General features: G+C 70.0%; 15 protein-coding genes and 1 tRNA gene. 14 read left to right on the forward strand and 2 right to left on the reverse strand.

The genetic code is table 11. The features are described 5' to 3' along the window. Positions 1-81 precede the first annotated feature (81 nt). From ROA7023_RS06905 to ROA7023_RS06915, 3 genes are all read left to right on the forward strand, one after another. Positions 82-1,191, forward strand: coding sequence for a helix-turn-helix transcriptional regulator (locus ROA7023_RS06905; RefSeq protein WP_085878284.1), 1,110 nt, complete (start codon positions 82-84; stop codon positions 1,189-1,191). A 137-nt stretch (positions 1,192-1,328) separates the two neighbouring features. Beyond that, positions 1,329-2,252, forward strand: coding sequence for a DnaJ C-terminal domain-containing protein (locus tag ROA7023_RS06910; protein WP_085878285.1), 924 nt, complete (start codon positions 1,329-1,331; stop codon positions 2,250-2,252). Then, positions 2,249-2,584, forward strand: coding sequence for a chaperone modulator CbpM (locus tag ROA7023_RS06915; protein ID WP_085878286.1), 336 nt, complete (start codon positions 2,249-2,251; stop codon positions 2,582-2,584). The genes ROA7023_RS06910 and ROA7023_RS06915 overlap by 4 nt, the downstream gene beginning before the upstream one ends. A 20-nt stretch (positions 2,585-2,604) precedes the next feature. On the opposite strand, the gene ROA7023_RS06920 is transcribed toward ROA7023_RS06915, so the two are convergent. After that, positions 2,605-3,156 carry a LuxR C-terminal-related transcriptional regulator gene (locus ROA7023_RS06920; RefSeq protein WP_085878287.1) on the reverse strand — a complete coding sequence of 184 codons (552 nt, stop codon included), beginning with the start codon at positions 3,154-3,156 and terminating at the stop codon, positions 2,605-2,607. 52 nt (positions 3,157-3,208) lie between these two features. On the opposite strand from ROA7023_RS06920, the gene ROA7023_RS06925 reads away from it, so the two are divergent. From ROA7023_RS06925 to ROA7023_RS06975, 11 genes are all read left to right on the forward strand, one after another. Further along, positions 3,209-4,534, forward strand: a complete 1,326-nt coding sequence (locus ROA7023_RS06925) for an acetylornithine deacetylase/succinyl-diaminopimelate desuccinylase family protein (protein WP_085878288.1) — start codon at positions 3,209-3,211, stop codon at positions 4,532-4,534. A gap of 35 nt (positions 4,535-4,569) precedes the next feature. After that, positions 4,570-6,045, forward strand: a complete 1,476-nt coding sequence (locus ROA7023_RS06930; RefSeq protein ID WP_085878289.1) for an ABC transporter substrate-binding protein — start codon at positions 4,570-4,572, stop codon at positions 6,043-6,045. A 136-nt stretch (positions 6,046-6,181) separates the two neighbouring features. Beyond that, positions 6,182-7,129 (forward strand): ABC transporter permease, encoded by a 948-nt coding sequence (locus tag ROA7023_RS06935; RefSeq protein WP_085878290.1) that lies wholly within the window; start codon positions 6,182-6,184, stop codon positions 7,127-7,129. Beyond that, entirely contained in the window at positions 7,126-7,947 is an 822-nt protein-coding gene (locus ROA7023_RS06940; RefSeq protein WP_085878291.1) for an ABC transporter permease, read from the forward strand. The genes ROA7023_RS06935 and ROA7023_RS06940 overlap by 4 nt, the downstream gene beginning before the upstream one ends. Then, a complete protein-coding gene (locus tag ROA7023_RS06945) occupies positions 7,944-9,548 on the forward strand; it encodes an ABC transporter ATP-binding protein (protein WP_085878292.1) in 1,605 nt (534 codons plus the stop codon). The genes ROA7023_RS06940 and ROA7023_RS06945 overlap by 4 nt, the downstream gene beginning before the upstream one ends. Further along, on the forward strand, positions 9,538-10,986 hold the full coding sequence (locus ROA7023_RS06950; RefSeq protein ID WP_085878293.1) for an aldehyde dehydrogenase family protein: 1,449 nt from the start codon (positions 9,538-9,540) through the stop codon (positions 10,984-10,986). Before ROA7023_RS06945 ends, ROA7023_RS06950 begins: the two co-directional genes overlap by 11 nt. Before the next feature lie 4 nt (positions 10,987-10,990). Continuing rightward, complete coding sequence (locus ROA7023_RS06955) at positions 10,991-11,728, forward strand: SDR family oxidoreductase (RefSeq protein ID WP_085878367.1); 738 nt, start codon at positions 10,991-10,993, stop codon at positions 11,726-11,728. Continuing rightward, positions 11,712-12,719: a P1 family peptidase gene (locus ROA7023_RS06960; RefSeq protein ID WP_085878294.1), complete on the forward strand. Its 1,008-nt coding sequence runs from the start codon at positions 11,712-11,714 to the stop codon at positions 12,717-12,719. The genes ROA7023_RS06955 and ROA7023_RS06960 overlap by 17 nt, the downstream gene beginning before the upstream one ends. After that, entirely contained in the window at positions 12,719-13,522 is an 804-nt protein-coding gene (locus tag ROA7023_RS06965) for an alpha/beta fold hydrolase (protein ID WP_085878295.1), read from the forward strand. Before ROA7023_RS06960 ends, ROA7023_RS06965 begins: the two co-directional genes overlap by 1 nt. Next, entirely contained in the window at positions 13,519-14,865 is a 1,347-nt protein-coding gene (locus ROA7023_RS06970) for a tetratricopeptide repeat protein (RefSeq protein WP_085878296.1), read from the forward strand. Before ROA7023_RS06965 ends, ROA7023_RS06970 begins: the two co-directional genes overlap by 4 nt. 97 nt (positions 14,866-14,962) lie before the next feature. Continuing rightward, positions 14,963-15,036: transfer RNA gene (locus tag ROA7023_RS06975), tRNA-Gly, on the forward strand. Here the strand turns inward: ROA7023_RS06975 and ROA7023_RS25640 are convergent. Then, positions 14,988-16,103: a DUF3419 family protein gene (locus ROA7023_RS25640; RefSeq protein ID WP_085878368.1), complete on the reverse strand. Its 1,116-nt coding sequence runs from the start codon at positions 16,101-16,103 to the stop codon at positions 14,988-14,990. The genes ROA7023_RS06975 and ROA7023_RS25640 overlap by 49 nt on opposite strands. Positions 16,104-16,105: the final 2 nt, after the last annotated feature.

Here is a 16,105-nt window from a genome sequence, read left to right on the forward strand (position 1 = left end):
CTTTGGACAAACGGCTTGCGCTTTCTTCAGAAGAGGCCACCATTGACCCTGCGGCAAGGAGGGTGGAGCAAGGAGGTCGGGATGGACGCAACGCAGGATGGGCTGGTGCAGTCGATCGGGCTGATCTACGGCGCGGTCGCGGGATCGACGGACTGGTCCGAGGCCCTGAACGCGCTGGCCGACCAATGCGGACTCGAAAACGCCGCGCTGGTCGTCGCCGACCGCCGGCTGGGCCTCGCCGAGGTCATCACCCCGCGGGCCGACCCCGCCGTGGTCGCCGCCTATTCCGACCATTGGTGGGCGCTGGACCCGACGATTCCCGGGACGATCAACGCCGCCGCGGGCCAGGTCACCTCGCTGGAGACGACGGGCCGCGACCTTTATCGCGGGTCGGAGTTCCACAACGACTTCTGGCGCCGCTCGGGGCTGGGGGCAGAGCGGTTGGCCTCGAACCTCGTGACCGGCGGCGAGGCCTTCGCCTCGGTGGTGGTGCAGGCCGGGCAGGTGCGCGACACGATCTCGACCAACGCGGAACGGGTCTTCGGCGCCATCGTCCCGCACCTGATCCAGGCCGTTCAGATCATGCGCCGGCTTCAGACCCTGGAGGTCGCGTGCGCCGCCGCCACGACCGCGGCCGCCCAGAACGCGACCCTGGCGATCGCGGTGGACGGTTCGCGCCGGCCCGTCGTCGACGAGCCGGGCGCGGAGGACAATCTGCGCCAATCATCGGTCTTCCGCCTGCGGCACGGGGTGCTTACACTGGCCAGCCCGGCCGACGACAACCGCTTCGGCCAGTTGGTCGAGAGCTGCGCGGCGCCGGGTCTGGGCCTGCGCGGCGGGGTGATGCAGCTGACCGGTGCGCCGGAGGTCGAGCTTGAGGTGCTGCCCTGGACGCCGCCGGGGGCCGGCGACGCGCAGCCGCTCTGGCGTCATCCGGTGGCGTTGGTGATCCTTCGGGACCGCGCGGCGCAGACACGGCTCGTTCGCCAGAGGTTCCGGGACCGCTTCGGCCTGACCCGGGCCGAGACGCGGCTCGCCTTCGAGATCGTGGCCGGCGGCGGGCGCGAGGCCGTGGCCGAGCGGCTGGGCATCAGCCTGTCCACCGCCCGGACGCACCTGTCGCGGGTATTCGAGAAGACCGGGACCCGGCGGCAATCGGAGCTGGTCGCGCTGATCCTTGGCGGCGGCTGATGGCCCGGCATCCGGAGTGCGCGACGCCGACTTGACATGGATCAGGGATTGTCGCGCCGCCCCGGGCTCAACTAGGCGCATGTTGCGACGGTGTGGCGGCGGGCCTGCCCCGGCACCGGACGCTGAAGGACCGGACCATGGCAGATGATCCCTACAAGGCGCTTGGCCTCACGAGCGCCGCGACCACGGCCGAGATCAAGAAGGCCTATCGCAAGCTGGTGCGCGAGAGCCACCCCGACCTGCATCCCGACGATCCGGGCGCCGCGGGGCGGTTCAAGACGATCGCGGCCGCCTACGAGCTGCTGAAGGATCCCGAGACCCGCAGACGATTCGACGCCGGAGAGATCGACGCCTCGGGGGCCGAACGCCCGCCGCGCCAATATTACCGGGATTTCGCCGACGCGACCGGCAACCCCTATGCCCAGGGGCGCGGGTTCTCGCAGGAGGTGGACCCCGAGGACATCTTTTCTGAATTCCTGCGGGGCCGGGGCCGCGGGCGGGGCTTCTCGGCCCCAGGCGCGGATCAGCGCTATACGCTGGAGGTCGATTTTCTGGATGCGGTGCGCGGCTCGGAAACCCGCATCACCCTGCCCGATGGCAAGGGGCTGGCGGTCAGGATCCCGGCGGGCACGGCCGACGGCCAGACCCTGCGCCTGCGCGGAAAGGGCGGGCCGGGGACCGGCGGCGCCCCGGCGGGCGATGCGCTGATCGCGCTGACCGTGCGCCCCCACCCGGTCTTTCGACGCGAAGGCGACGACATTCTGGTGACCCTGCCGATCACCATCGACGAGGCCATACTGGGCGGCAAGGTCAGCACGCCGACGATCGACGGGCCGGTGGGGCTGACCATCCCCGCCGGCGCCAGTTCCGGCCGGGTGCTGCGGCTGCGCGGGCGCGGCGTGCCGGCCTCGGGCAAGCGGGCCGCCGGCGACCAGCGGGTCGAGCTGAAGATCACGGCGCCGCCGGAGATCGACGCGGAGCTGCGGGCGTTCATGGAGACATGGCGCGAGCGCCACGGCTACGATCCGCGCGGCGACTTGCTGAAGAGGGGGGCGAAATGAGCGAATACATGACCGAAGAGGACGTGCTGACCGTGGTCACCCGCCTGTCACGCCCAAGGCTTGCGCGGTTCCTGGAGGACGATCTGGTGCGGCCCGACCGGACCAGCCGCGGCCCGGTGTTTCGCCAGATCGACGTCGCGCGGCTCACCCTGCTCTGCGAGCTGAGCGACGACCTGGAGATCGACGAGACCGTGCTGGGCGTGATCGTGGCGCTGCTGGACGAATTGCACGGCGTGCGGCAGGACCTGCGCACCATCGCCCGCGCGATCGAGGCGCAGCCCCCCGACCTGCGGGCCCGGATCGGCGCCCTGCTGCGCGAGCCGGGGGCCTAGGCCGGGGCCGTCCCGCTGTGTCAGCCTAACCCCCGAAGCCGCCCCAGCAGGTCGGCGGCGCGGCGCACGCCGAACCGCTTGATGAGGCGGCCGCGCACATCGTCGACTGTGCGCGGGCTCAGCCCGAGCCGGGCGGCGATCTCCTTGCTGGTCAGGCGCCGGCTCATCAGCTCCAGCACCTGCCGTTCGCGCTTGGACAGGCGGATCGGCTCGGCGTCGTGGATCGGCGCGATGCTCATCACCACGCGGGCCAGCGGATCGCGCGGGTCGAGTGTCCGGGCCCGGAACCGGCACCAGATCCCGTGGCCGGCGCGGTGCCGCATCAACCGCTCGTCGGTATAGTGCCCCGATTGCTGGAGCACGCTCAGCCCGATGTCGCGGATCCGCTCGAATTCCTCCTGCGAGCCGTAGAGCACGCGGAAGGACCGCCCGACCAGGTCGCCGACCTCATAGCCGAGCATCGCCGCGAAGGTCCCGTTGCAGGCGCGGATAAACCGTTGTTCCGCCATCACGATCCCGACGGGGGCCGCGTCGAAGGCCAGCAGGGCGGTGTCAGTGGGAACCGAGTGCATGCCGTATTCATACGGTATTGAGACCGTATTTGTCATCGGCAATAGTTTCCCCATGACCCACGCCCCCGACGCCTCCCCCGCCCTGCCTGCGCTGTCGGCCGCCCTGGCCGAGCGGCGCGACGACCTGATCGCCTTGACGCAGGACCTGATCCGCATTCCGACGCTGAACCCGCCGGGCGAAAACTACCGCGAGATCTGCGACTATCTCGACCGCCGCCTGCGCACCTCGGGGTTCGAGACCCAGATGATCCGCGCCGAGGGCACCCCCGGCGACAGCGACCGCTATCCGCGCTGGAACGTCGTCGCCCGTCGCGAGGGCACCCGACCGGGCGACTGCGTCCACCTGACAAGCCATATCGACGTGGTCGATGTCGGCGCCGGCTGGACGGTGGACCCGTTCGGCGGCGCCCTGATCGACGGCAGGATCTATGGCCGCGGCGCCTGCGACATGAAGGGCGGGCTGGCCGCCTCGATCATCGCGGCCGAGGCGTTCCTTGCGACCTGCCCCGATTTTGCCGGCGCGATCGAGATCTCGGGCACCGCGGACGAGGAATCGGGCGGCTACGGCGGGGTCGCCTATCTGGCCGAACGGGGGTTCTTCTCGCCGCAGAAGGTGCAGCACGTGATCATCCCCGAGCCGCTGCAAAAGGACCGGGTCTGCCTTGGCCACCGGGGCGGCTGGTGGGCCGAGATCGAGACTTTCGGCGAGATCGCCCATGGTTCCATGCCGTTCCTGGGCGATTGCGCGGTCCGGCACATGGGGGCGGTTCTTCAGGCGTTCGAGGACAAGCTCTTTCCCGCCATGGCCGCGCGGCGGACAGAAATGCCGGTGGTGCCCGAAGGGGCGCGGTCCTCGACGATGAACATCAACTCGATCCACGGCGGCCAGGCGGAGCGGCTGGCGGGCTCGACCGCCCTGCCCTCGCATTGTGTTCCGGACAGCTGCCGGATCGTGATAGACCGGCGCTACCTGGTCGAGGAAACCCGCGACAGCGTCAAGGCAGAGATCGCGGGCCTGCTGGACGGGCTGAAGGCGACGCGACCGAATTTCGACTATGCCATGAAGGAGCTGAACCACGTGATCCCCTCCATGACCGACCGCGACGCGCCGGTGGCCCGCACCGTGGCTGCGGCCATCGCCGAGGTGCTGGGCCGCGAGGCGGAGTTCGTCGCCTCGCCCGGCAGCTATGACCAGAAACACATCGACCGGATCGGCAAGCTGAAAAATTGCGTGGCCTACGGGCCCGGCCTGCTGGAACTTGCCCACATGCCGGATGAATATGTGGGCGTAGACGATATGATGGACAGTGCCGACGTGATGGCCAGAAGCCTTGTGGCGCTGCTGTTGCCGACAGACGAGACGCGCCCGCCCCACTAGGACGGGCCAGACACCTTCACCGGGGAGACCATGCAATGACACGATTTACCAGATTGGCACTGGCCGGATCGGCGGCGTTCTTCGCCACCGCCGCCACCGCCCAGACCACCGACATCAACGTCGCGATGCAGCTGGAGCCGCCGAACCTCGACCCCACCGGGGGGGCCGCGCAGGCCATCGATTCGGTGGTCTATTCCAACATCTTCGAGGGTCTCACCCGGTTCATGTCCGACGGCTCCGTGGTGCCGGGGCTGGCCGAAAGCTGGGAGATTTCCGACGACGGGCTGGTCTATACCTTCACCCTGCACGACGGGGTGAGCTTCCACGACGGCACCACGATGGACGCCGAGGACGTCAAGTTCAGCCTCGACCGCGCCCGGGCCGAGGACAGCACCAACGCGCAGAAGGGCCTGTTTGCCGGGATCACCGACGTGACCGTGATCGACCCGCTGACGGTGCAGGTCACGCTGGACGCGCCCAACGGCTCTTTCCTGTTCAACATGGCCTGGGGCGACGCGGTGATCGTGGCCCCCGAAAGCATCGACGACATCGCCTCGACACCGATCGGCACCGGCGCGTTCAAGTTCGACAGCTGGGTCCAGGGCGATCGGCTGACCATCACGCGTAACGACGATTACTGGGGCACGCCGGCGGCGCTGGAATCGGCGACCTTCCGCTTCATCTCGGACCCGACGGCGGCGTTTGCCGCGATGATGGCCGAGGACGTGGACGTCTACGTCGGCTTCCCCGCGCCCGAGAACCTGCCGCAATTCGAGGCGGACCCCCGCTTTCAGGTGCTGGTCGGCAATACCGAGGGCGAGACGATCCTCGCCATGAACAACAAGATGCCGCCCTTCGACAACGTGCTGGTGCGCGAAGCCGTGGCCCATGCCATCGACCGGCAGGCGATCATCGACGGGGCGATGTATGGCCTTGGCACCCCCATCGGCACGCATTTCGCGCCGCACAACCCCGATTACGTCGACCTGACCGGGCTGTCCGAGTATGACCCCGACCGCTCCCGCGCCCTGCTGGCCGAGGCCGGGTTGCCCGACGGGTTCACCACCACGCTGAAGCTGCCGCCGCCGTCCTACGCGCGCCGCGGCGGAGAGATCATCGCGGCCCAGCTGCGCGCCGTGGGGATCGAGACCGAGATCGAGAACCAGGAATGGGCACAATGGCTGGAGACCACGTTTGGCGGCAAGGATTTCGGCCTGACCATCGTCAGCCATACCGAGCCCATGGACATCGGCATCTATGCCAACCCCGACTATTACTTCCAATATGACAACCCGGCCTTCCAGGAGGTCATGACGACGCTTGAGGCCACCACCGATCCCGCCGCGCGGTCGGACCTTCTGGCGCAGGCGCAGAGGATCATCGCCGAGGACTACGTCAACGGCTATCTCTTCGAGTTGGCCGTGCCGACGGTCGCCCGGGCGGGTATCGAGGGGCTGTGGCTGAACCAGCCCACCGCGGCCATCGACCTGACCGGCGTCACCTGGCCCTGAGCCCTTTCGGCGAGTGGCGCGGCCCGATGGTCGCGCCACTCGCCGCACCGGATCCTTGCGCCCGTCTTTCTGTTCCTGACATTCGGTCTGACCCCATGCCCGTTGCCCTGCCCGATCCCACAGGAGCGGCCCGACCGTGATCCGGTACACGCTCGGCCGCCTTGTCTCTCTCGGCCTCAGCCTCGTCGTTGCGTCGCTGGTGATCTTTGCCGTGGTCGAGGTCGTGCCGGGCGACCCCGCCGCCTACATGCTGGGCGTCAACGCGCGGCCCGACACGGTCGCGGCGCTGCGGGCCGAGCTTGGCCTCGATGGCACGGTGCAGGAACGCTATCTGGGCTGGGTCACGGGCATGCTGCAGGGCGATTTCGGCGTCTCCTACACCTATCGCACCCCGGTGTCCGAGATGATCGGCGACCGGATCTGGGTGTCCCTGCCGCTTGCCCTCTATGCCCTCAGCCTGTCGGTCCTGATAGCCTTTCCGGCGGGCATCTACGCGGCCAGCCGGCGGGGCCGGCCCGGTGACATCGGCGTCATGGGCGCCACGCAATTGGGCGTGGCGATCCCGAATTTCTGGTTCGCGATGATCCTGGTGCTGATCTTCGCGATCAAGCTGCGCTGGTTCTCGGCGGGCGGGTTCTCGGGCTGGGACGCGGGGGTCTGGAGCGGGCTCAAATCGCTGACCCTGCCGGCGATCGCGCTCGCCCTGCCGCAGGCGGCGATCCTGGCGCGGGTCATGCGCTCGTCCCTGCTGGACATGCTGGGCGAGGATTTCATCCGCACCGCGCGGGCCAAGGGCCTCAGCCGCCGGCAGGCGCTGTGGCGGCACGCGGTGCGCAACGCGCTGATCCCGGTGCTGACGATCATCGGCCTGCAATTCTCTTTCCTGCTGGCGGGGGGCATCGTGATCGAACAGGTGTTCTTCCTGCCCGGGCTGGGGCGGCTGATCTTCCAGGCGATTTCCGCCCGTGACCTGATCGTGGTGGAAAGCGTCGTGATGCTGCTGGTGTTCCTGGTGATCGTGGTCAACTTCGCGGTGGATCTCGCCTATGCCGCGGTCGATCCGCGGCTGAGGACGCGGGCATGAGGTGGCCGCGCAGCCTTGTCGTCGGCGCGATCCTGTCGCTGGTCTTTCTCGGGGGCGCGGCGCTGTCCTTCGTCTGGACGCCCTATGACATCGAGCTTCTGGACATTCCGGCCAAGCTGCAATCGCCGAGCCTGGCGCACCCGCTCGGCACCGACCAGCTGGGCCGCGACATCCTGTCGATGATCATGATGGGGGCGCGGACCTCGATCGCGGTGGCGCTGCTGGCCGTGGGCATCGGGATGGGGCTGGGGGTGCCGCTGGGGCTGCTCGCCGCCGCCCGGCGCGGGTCGCTTCTGGACGAGGCGATCATGCGCGGCAACGACCTGATCTTTGCCTTCCCCAGCCTCGTGATCGCGATCCTGATCACCGCCGTCTTCGGCGCGGGGGCGATGAACGCGATCATCGCCATCGGCATCTTCAACATCCCCGTCTTCGCCCGCCTGACCCGCGGCGGGGCGCTGTCGTTCTGGTCGCGGGAGTTCATCCTCGCCGCCCGGGTCTCGGGCAAGTCCCCGGCCCGGATCTCGGTCGAGCATATCCTGCCCAACATCGCGAACCTGATGATCGTGCAGGGCACCATCCAGTTCTCGCTCGGCATTCTGGCCGAGGCGGCACTGTCCTACATCGGCCTCGGGGCACAACCGCCGACCGCGAGCTGGGGCAGGATGCTCGCCGACGCGCAGACCCTGGCAAGCATCGCGCCCCATGTGGCACTGGTCCCGGGGCTGGCCATCGTCTTCATGGTGCTGGGCCTGAACCTGATGGGCGACGGCCTGCGCGACCTGCTCGACCCGCGCATCCGGGTGACACGGACATGAGCCTGCTTTCGATCGAGACCCTCGGCCTCTCCATCGGCGGAACCGGGATCCTGCGTGACGTGTCGCTGACGGTCGCCCCCGGAGAGATCGTGGCCATCACCGGAGAGAGCGGGTCCGGCAAGTCGATGACCGCCCTCGCCACCATGGGCCTTGCCCCCGACCGGGCGGCCACCACGGGGCGCATCCTGCTTGACGGCACGGATATTCTGGCAACCCCCGAGGCGCAGCTGTGTGCCATGCGGGGCCGCGAGATGGGCATGGTCTTTCAGGAGCCGATGACCGCGCTGAACCCGGTGCAGACCATCGGCGCACAGGTCGCCGAGACCATCCGCATCCACGAGAACATCCCCAAGGCCCAGGCGCGAGATCGCGCCCGCGCCATGCTGACCCGCGTCGGCCTGCCCGAGGACCGCTTTCCCCTGTCGCGCTATCCGCACGAGCTGTCGGGCGGTCAGCGCCAGCGGGTGGTGATCGCCATGGCCATCGCGCTACGGCCGAAACTGCTGATCGCGGACGAGCCGACAACGGCGCTGGATGTCACCACGCAGGCCCGGATTCTGGACCTGCTGCGCGGGCTGACGGAGGAGTTCGGCATGGGCCTGCTGATGATCACCCACGATCTGGCCGTCGTCGCCGACATGGCCGACCGGATCGTCGTGATGCAGAACGGCGCGGTGGTCGAGACCGGGGCCACGCCCGACCTGCTGCGCGAGATGCGGCACCCCTACACCCGCGCGCTCTTTGCCGCGTCGGCCCATGCGGTCGACCTGCCCCCCGCCCCCGCGCCCGCCCCGCTGCTGGAGGTCAGGGGCGTGCATCGCAGCTATCGCCGGCCGCGCCGCAGCCTCTTTGGACCGCGGCCCGAGATCCAGGCGGTGCGCGACGTCTCGTTCACCCTGAACCGGGGCGAGCGGCTGGGGCTGGTGGGCGAATCCGGCTGCGGCAAGTCGACCCTGACCCGGGCGCTTCTGGGACTGGAGCCGGTGCAGTCGGGCAGCATCACCCTGGGCGGCGCCCCGGTCTGGACCGACCGCCACCCCAACCTCGCCGTGCGCCGGCAGATGCAGGTCGTGTTCCAGGACCCCTACGGCAGCTTCAACCCGCGCCACCGGGTCTCGCGCCTGATCACCGAGCCGTTCCACCTGCTGCCCGATCCGCCCCAGGGGGCCGCGCGGGACCGCAAGGTGGCCGAGGCGCTGACCGCCGTGGGCCTCGCGCCGAAAGATGCCAGGAAATACATCCACGAGTTTTCCGGCGGCCAGCGCCAACGCATCGCCATCGCGCGGGCGCTGATCAACGACCCCGCGCTGATCGTCTTCGACGAGGCGGTCTCGGCGCTCGACGTCTCGGTCCGGGCGCAGGTGCTGGACCTGCTCGCCGACCTCTGCCGTCAGCGGCCGCTCAGCTATCTGTTCATCAGCCACGACCTGAGCGTCGTGCGCACGATCACCGACAAGGTGATGGTCATGCAGGCCGGCGAAATCGTCGAGCAGGGCCCGACGGAGCAGGTCTTCTCCGCGCCCCGGCACCCCTACACCAAGGCCCTTTTGGCCGCCGCCCCGCAACTGCCCGATCTGAGGACCACCGCCCATGCCCCTTGAGCCCTTTGGCATCCCCGAAGCCTGCCACCTGATCGGCGGCGCCTGGTCCCCGGGGGCCGAGACGCTCGTCCTGTCGAACCCGTCGACCGGCGCCCCGATCACGACCATCGCCCGGGGCGGCGCCCCCGAGGTCGACGCCGCCGTGGCCGCCGCCCGCACCGCGCTGGAGGGCGCCTGGGGCCGCATGACCGCGCTGGAGCGGGGCCGCATCCTGACCCGCCTCGGCCAGCTGATCCTGACCCGGACCGAGGACCTGGCAGAGCTCGAATCCCGCGACGTGGGCAAGCCGCTGACCCAGGCGCGGGCCGATGCCACAGCACTGGCCCGCTACATGGAGTTTTACGGCGGCGCCGCCGACAAGGTGATGGGCGAGACGATCCCCTATCTCGACGGCTATACCGTCTATACCCTGCGCGAGCCGCACGGGGTGACCGGGCATATCATCCCCTGGAACTACCCGATGCAGATCATCGGCCGCTCGGTCGGGGCGGCGCTCGCCATGGGCAACGCCTGCGTGCTGAAGCCCGCCGAAGAGGCCTGCCTCACCGCGCTCGCCTTCGCCGCGCTGGCCCGCGAGGCGGGGCTGCCGCCGGGGGCGCTGAACGTGGTGACGGGGCTGGGGGCCGAGGCCGGCGCGGCGCTTGCCGGCCATCCGGGCGTGCAGCACCTGTCGTTCACCGGGTCCGTGGGCGTGGGCAGCCTGATCCAGGCCGCCGCGGCGCGGAACGTGGTGCCGGTGACGCTGGAACTGGGCGGCAAATCCCCGCAGATCGTCTTCGACGACGCCGATATCGACCGCGCCCTGCCGTTTCTCGTCAATGCCGGGGTGCAGAACGCGGGCCAGACCTGCTCGGCCTCCTCGCGCATCCTGGTGCAGCAAGGCGTCTACGATCAGGTGCGCGACCGCATGTCAGCGGCCTACGGAAATCTGACCGTCGGCCCGGCGATGTCGGACCCTTCGGTCGGCCCGCTGATCTCGGCCCGGCAGAAGGCCATCGTGGAGGGGTTCCTGGCGCAGGGCGACGGTCTGACCGTCGCGGCGCGCGGCCAGATCGTCGCGGACGCGCCAGAGGCCGGGCACTACGTCGCGCCCACGCTCTTTGCAGATGTGCCGCCCGATCATGCGCTCGCGCAGGACGAGATCTTCGGCCCCGTTCAGGCCCTGATCCCGTTCGAGGACGAGGCCGAGGCCCTGCGCATCGCGAACGGCACCGCCTACGGGCTGGTCGCCGCCGTCTGGACCCGCGATGGCGGGCGGCAGATGCGGCTGGCGCGAAAACTGCACGCGGGACAGGTCTTCGTGAACAATTACGGCGCGGGGGGCGGGGCAGAGCTGCCCTTCGGCGGGGTCGGAAAATCGGGCCACGGGCGTGAAAAGGGCTTCGAGGCGCTCTATGGTTTTTCGCAACTGAAAACTGTCGCAGCATGGCATGGGTGAAAACGTGAGACTGAAAGACAAGATCGCCATCGTGACCGGGGCCGGATCCGGCTTTGGCGCAGGCATCGCCGCGAAATTCGCGGCCGAGGGCGCGCATGTCATCGTGGCCGACATCAACGGCGACGCGGCGGCCGGGGTCGCGGCCGAGATCGGCGGGACGGCGCAGACCTGCAACGTCGCCGACCGCGACAGCGTGGCGGCCCTGATGGCCGCGGGCGAGGCCATCGGCCCGCCGGACATCGTCGTCAACAACGCCGGCGTCACCCACCTGCCCGCCCCGACCGAAACCGTCACCGAAGAGGATTTCGACCGGATCACCGCCGTCAACATGAAGGCGATCTACCTGATGACCCAGGCCATCGTGCCCGGGTTCAAGGCGCGGGGCGCGGGCGTGATCCTGAACATCGCGTCCACGGCCGGGGTCTCTCCGCGCCCGAACCTGAGCTGGTACAATGCCTCCAAGGGCTGGGTCATCACCGCCACGCGGGCGCTGGCCGTGGAATTGGCCCCCTCGGGCATACGGGTGAACGCGCTGAACCCGGTGGCGGGCGAGACGCCGCTGCTGAAGTCCTTCATGGGCCAGGACACGCCCGAGATCCGCGCGAAGTTCCTGTCGACGATCCCGCTGGGCCGCTTTTCCACGCCCGAGGACATGGGCAACGCGGCCTGTTTCCTGTGCTCGGACGAGGCGTCGATGATCACCGGCGTCGCGATGGAGGTCGACGGTGGCCGCTGCATATAGGCTCGGCCCCCGCAACCTGATCACCGACGTGACCGGGCTGCGCGTGGGCAACGCAAGCGACGAGGCCCTGAAATCGGGGGTCACCGTGCTGACCGGAGAGGCGCCCTTCGTGGCCAGCGTCCATGTCATGGGCGGCGCGCCGGGCACCCGCGACACCGACCTGCTGGCGCCGGACAAGACCGTGGCGGCGGTGGATGCGCTGGTGCTGTCGGGCGGGTCGGCCTTTGGACTCGATGCCTGTTCGGGCGTCACCGAGGGCCTGTGCGCGGCGGGCCGGGGCCTGCGCATCGGCGCGGCGCTGATCCCGCTGGTGCCCGGCGCCATCCTGTTCGATCTGCTGAACGGCGGCGACAAGGTCTGGGACGTGTCGCCCTATCCCGGTCTGGGCCGCGCGGCGCTGGACGCGGCGGGAGAGGATTTCGCGCTTGGCACCGCGGGGGCGGGCACCGGGGCGCTGGCGGCGATGCAGAAGGGCGGGCTCGGCTCGGCCTCGTTGCGGCTGGCGGACGGCACGATGGTGGGCGCCCTCGTCGCGGCAAACCCGGTGGGCAGCGTCACGACGCCGGGAGAGCGGCATTTCTGGGCCGCGCCCTTCGAGATCGAGGCGGAGTTCGGCGGGCTGGGCCCGGACCCTTCGGCCGGGCTGTGCGCCGCGCCGGCGTCGCGGAAGATGGCCGCGATGCAGGGGGCCCGGACGAACACGACGATCGCCATCGTCGCGACCGATGCCGCCCTGACCAAGGCGCAATGCCACCGGCTGAGCGTTGCCGCGCACGACGGCATCGGTCGCGCCGTGGTCCCCGCCCATACGCCCAACGACGGCGACCTGGTCTTCGGCATCTCGACCGGAACGGGCCCTGCCGCCAGTGACATCCAAATGCTCGAGATCGGCCACGCAGCCGCGCTTTGCCTCTCGCGCGGCATCGGCCGTGCAATATTTGAGGCGACCCCCGCCCCCGGCGACCTGCTGCCCTGCTATCGGAGCGCGTGATGCCAAGCCTGCCGCTGTCCGACGTGACCCTGCACTACGAGATCGACGGCACCGGCCCGCCCGTCCTGCTGATCGCCGGAACCGCCAGCGACAGCGCAAGCTGGGTCCCGCTGCTGGCCCCGCTGGCCGCGCATTTCACCGTCATCCGCCCCGACAACCGCAGCACCGGGCGCACCGTGCCCGTCGATGCGCCCCTGTCGGTGGACCATTGGGCGGCGGATGCGGCGGCGCTTGTGGGCCACCTCGGGCTGGGCCCCGTGGCGGTGGTCGGGCATTCGCTGGGCGGCACCATCGGGGTGCAGATGGCGGCCGAGCACCCCGCCCAGGTCTCGCGGCTTGCCCTGCTGGCCAGCGCCCCGGTCAACGCGCCGCGCAACCTCGCCCTGTTCGACCTGATGCTGCGCCTACGGGCCGAGGGCCAGCCCCCCGACCTCTGGCTGCGGGCCTTCCTGCCCTGGCTGTTCCACCCGCGCTTCTTCGAGCTGCCCGGGCAGATGGACGCGGCCATCGCGCAATCGCTCGCCTATCCTCACGCGCAATCGGCGCGGGCCATGGCCGCGCAGGTCGCGGCGATCCGCGATTTCGACGGGGACTGGGCCCTGGACCAGGTCTTGTGCCCGGTCCTGTCCATCCTCGGGGACAGCGACCTGCTGATCCCCGAGCCTGCCGCCCGCGCGGCCCTTGCGCCGCTTGGCAATCTGACGATCCGGACGCTGGCCGGCGCGGGCCACTCCGTCCACTGGGACGCGCCCGAGGCCACACTTGCCGCGTTGCTGCCCTTCCTGACCGAGGAGACCCCATGACAACCGACTGCCTAGGCAATCCCGTCACCGACACCGCGCCGGACCTGATCGCGGGGATCAACGACTTCATCGAGGGCTTTCTGGCCTATCAGACCCGGGCGACCACGATCATGGGCTGCATCGACGCCCATCCCGAAAGTTGCCTTGGCAACACCTACGCCGGCTTCCTATGGATGTTCCTCGAATCGCCCGAGGCGCCCACCCGCGCGGCCCCCTACCTCGACCGCGCCCTGGCCGCCCCCGGCACCGCCCGCGAAAAGGCCAACGCGCAGGTGCTGGCGGCCTGGGTCGCGGGCGACATTCCCGAGGTCATCCGCCGCTGCGAAGAGATCGCCCGCGCCCACCCCACCGACCTCGCCATCATCAAGTTCGGGCAATATCACCTGTTCAACATCGGCGACGCGGCCGCGATGCTGCGGCTCGCGCTGCATGCGTTGCCCGAGGGGGAGACCACGCCCTATGTCCACAGCATGGTGGCGTTCGGATACGAGCAATGCCACCTGCTGGACGAGGCCGAAGCCGCCGCCCGCCGCGCGATGGAGATCGAGCCGACCGACCCCTGGGCGCACCACGCGCTGGCCCATGTCATGCTGACACAAGGCCGGGTGGACGAGGGCATCGCCTTTCTGGAATCGGTGGCGCCGAGCTGGGCAGAGCTCAACTCGTTCATGCACACGCACAACTGGTGGCATCTCGCGCTGTTCTACATCAGCCGCGACCGCCAGGCGGACGTGCTGGCCGCCTTCGACGCCCATGTCTGGGCCCGGGAAAAGGACTACAGCCAGGACCAGGTCGGCGCCGTCTCCCTGCTGGCGCGGATGGAATTCGCGGGCATCGACGTCGGCGAAAGGTGGGAGGACGTGGCCCGGCGCATCGCCGCGCGCGGGCCTGACACCGTATCGCCGTTTCTGGCGCTGCAATACCTCTATGCGCTCACCCATGCGCAATTGCCCGAGGCCGAGGCCCTGATGGCGGCGATCCGCAATCGGGCCGCCGCCTCGGCCCATGACCAGGCCGCCTGGGCGGAGGTGGCCCTGCCCGCCGCGTTGGGCATCGCCGCCCATGCCACCGGCGATCACGCCCACGCCGCGCGTGAGCTGGGACGCGCCCTGCCGCGGATGAGCGAGATCGGCGGCTCCCATGCCCAGCGCGATTTCTTCGACCAGATCCACCTCGATTCGCTGGTCAAGGCGGGCCGCGCCTCGGCCGCGCAGCAGGTGCTGGAGATGCGGCGCACCTACGACCCCGACGGTATCCCGCTGAACCGGCTTCTGGCGCAGGTCTATGACGATGTGGGCCTGCCGGACCTCGCCGGCCGGGTCCGCGCGCGGCTGGCGGACTGACGCCGCACCAGCGGGCCGGAGGCGCCGGGTCCAGCCGAGCCGGCCGGCGCCGATGCTTGACCCGCGCCGGGCCATGACATAGGAAGCGAGGTGCTGAGCGGGCGTTGTGTAATGGTAAGACCTCAGCCTTCCAAGCTGATGATACGGGTTCGATTCCCGTCGCCCGCTCCAGCCAGCCCCCCCTCTACCTGCCCGACACGAATGTCATAGACGATGGACCTGTCCCGCAGCGTCAGGCACCGGCTTTCCGCGGGCGCCAGCGCGATGCCGCCCGGCAGGGGCAGCGGGTTCAGGAACACCCGCTCGCAGAAGATCGCACCCGGAGCCGCGCAGGCACGGACGCCCTGCCAGGACGCGGCCCAGATCGCGAGATCGCAATAGGATCCGAAATCGGACAGGGAAAAACCGTCTATCGGTCCCACATCGAGCGCGGGCAGGTCCCGAAGGGCACCGCGCAGGGGCTTGATCCGGTCCAGCCTCGCGCGGATGCGGGCGTGGGCCTCTGGCGTCAGGTGCGGCGGCAGGGCGCCGGCGGGGTCGTGGCGCCCGCGCAGCATCAGGCTTGCCGCGTCGCTGTCGCGGAACAGGAAGCGCCCGGACGCCGCCGAGAACGCGGCCGCCAGACGCCGGGACGCGGTCCGTGCGCCGGGCATCTGCCGGCCGCCGGGCTCTCCGATCACATGGGTCCAGAGCCATGGCTGGCAGACCCCGCGCAGCGCGAAGCGCCAGAGCGGCCCGTCGATGCGGGTCCGCCAGATCTCCGCCTGTTCGCCCGGATCCCGCGCCGCGAAGACCGAGTCCATGGCCCGCCCCCAGAGCAGGCGTCCCGTGGCGGCGGCTCGGGCCAGGATCCGCTCCCACAGGCCCGCATACCAGACCCCCCGCGCGACAAGCGCCTGCCGGTCCTGCCAGAACGCCCGGGCCTCGGGCCCAAGCGCCGGAGCCACGCGCCGGTGCAGGGCCAGCCTGTCCGCGCAGGGCGCGACCCCGAGATAGGCCAGAAGCTCGGGGTGCGAGAGGGTGGCGAAACCGGCCATCTTCAGCAGAAGCAGCGCCAGTTGCGCAGGGTTGGTGTCGAGGGCCACGACCTCGTCCGCCTCGCCCAGCAACAGGTCGAGCGCCCGCGCCCCGCTGCCTGCCAGCGACAGGATCCGGCCGCGCTGCGGGCCGAGCACCGCGATCTCTGTCGCGCCATCCTCGTTGGCGGAGCTGAAGTTCAGCCCTTCGAAGAACTCCACGG

It is taken from the genome of Roseisalinus antarcticus, assembly GCF_900172355.1.
GTDB classification, from domain to species: domain Bacteria; phylum Pseudomonadota; class Alphaproteobacteria; order Rhodobacterales; family Rhodobacteraceae; genus Oceanicola; species Oceanicola antarcticus_A.

Bases quoted from the DNA above. Each gene is read 5' to 3' on its own strand.
- ROA7023_RS06905 (WP_085878284.1), top strand. From the start codon at position 82: ATGGACGCAACGCAGGATGGGCTGGTGCAGTCGATCGGGCTGATCTAC.
- ROA7023_RS06950 (WP_085878293.1), top strand. From the start codon at position 9,538: ATGCCCCTTGAGCCCTTTGGCATCCCCGAAGCCTGCCACCTGATCGGC.
- ROA7023_RS06965 (WP_085878295.1), top strand. From the start codon at position 12,719: ATGCCAAGCCTGCCGCTGTCCGACGTGACCCTGCACTACGAGATCGAC.
- ROA7023_RS06945 (WP_085878292.1), top strand. From the start codon at position 7,944: ATGAGCCTGCTTTCGATCGAGACCCTCGGCCTCTCCATCGGCGGAACC.
- ROA7023_RS06940 (WP_085878291.1), top strand. From the start codon at position 7,126: ATGAGGTGGCCGCGCAGCCTTGTCGTCGGCGCGATCCTGTCGCTGGTC.
- ROA7023_RS06970 (WP_085878296.1), top strand. From the start codon at position 13,519: ATGACAACCGACTGCCTAGGCAATCCCGTCACCGACACCGCGCCGGAC.
- ROA7023_RS06930 (WP_085878289.1), top strand. From the start codon at position 4,570: ATGACACGATTTACCAGATTGGCACTGGCCGGATCGGCGGCGTTCTTC.
- ROA7023_RS06915 (WP_085878286.1), top strand. From the start codon at position 2,249: ATGAGCGAATACATGACCGAAGAGGACGTGCTGACCGTGGTCACCCGC.
- ROA7023_RS06910 (WP_085878285.1), top strand. From the start codon at position 1,329: ATGGCAGATGATCCCTACAAGGCGCTTGGCCTCACGAGCGCCGCGACC.
- ROA7023_RS06925 (WP_085878288.1), top strand. From the start codon at position 3,209: ATGACCCACGCCCCCGACGCCTCCCCCGCCCTGCCTGCGCTGTCGGCC.
- ROA7023_RS06920 (WP_085878287.1), bottom strand. From the start codon at position 3,156: ATGCACTCGGTTCCCACTGACACCGCCCTGCTGGCCTTCGACGCGGCC.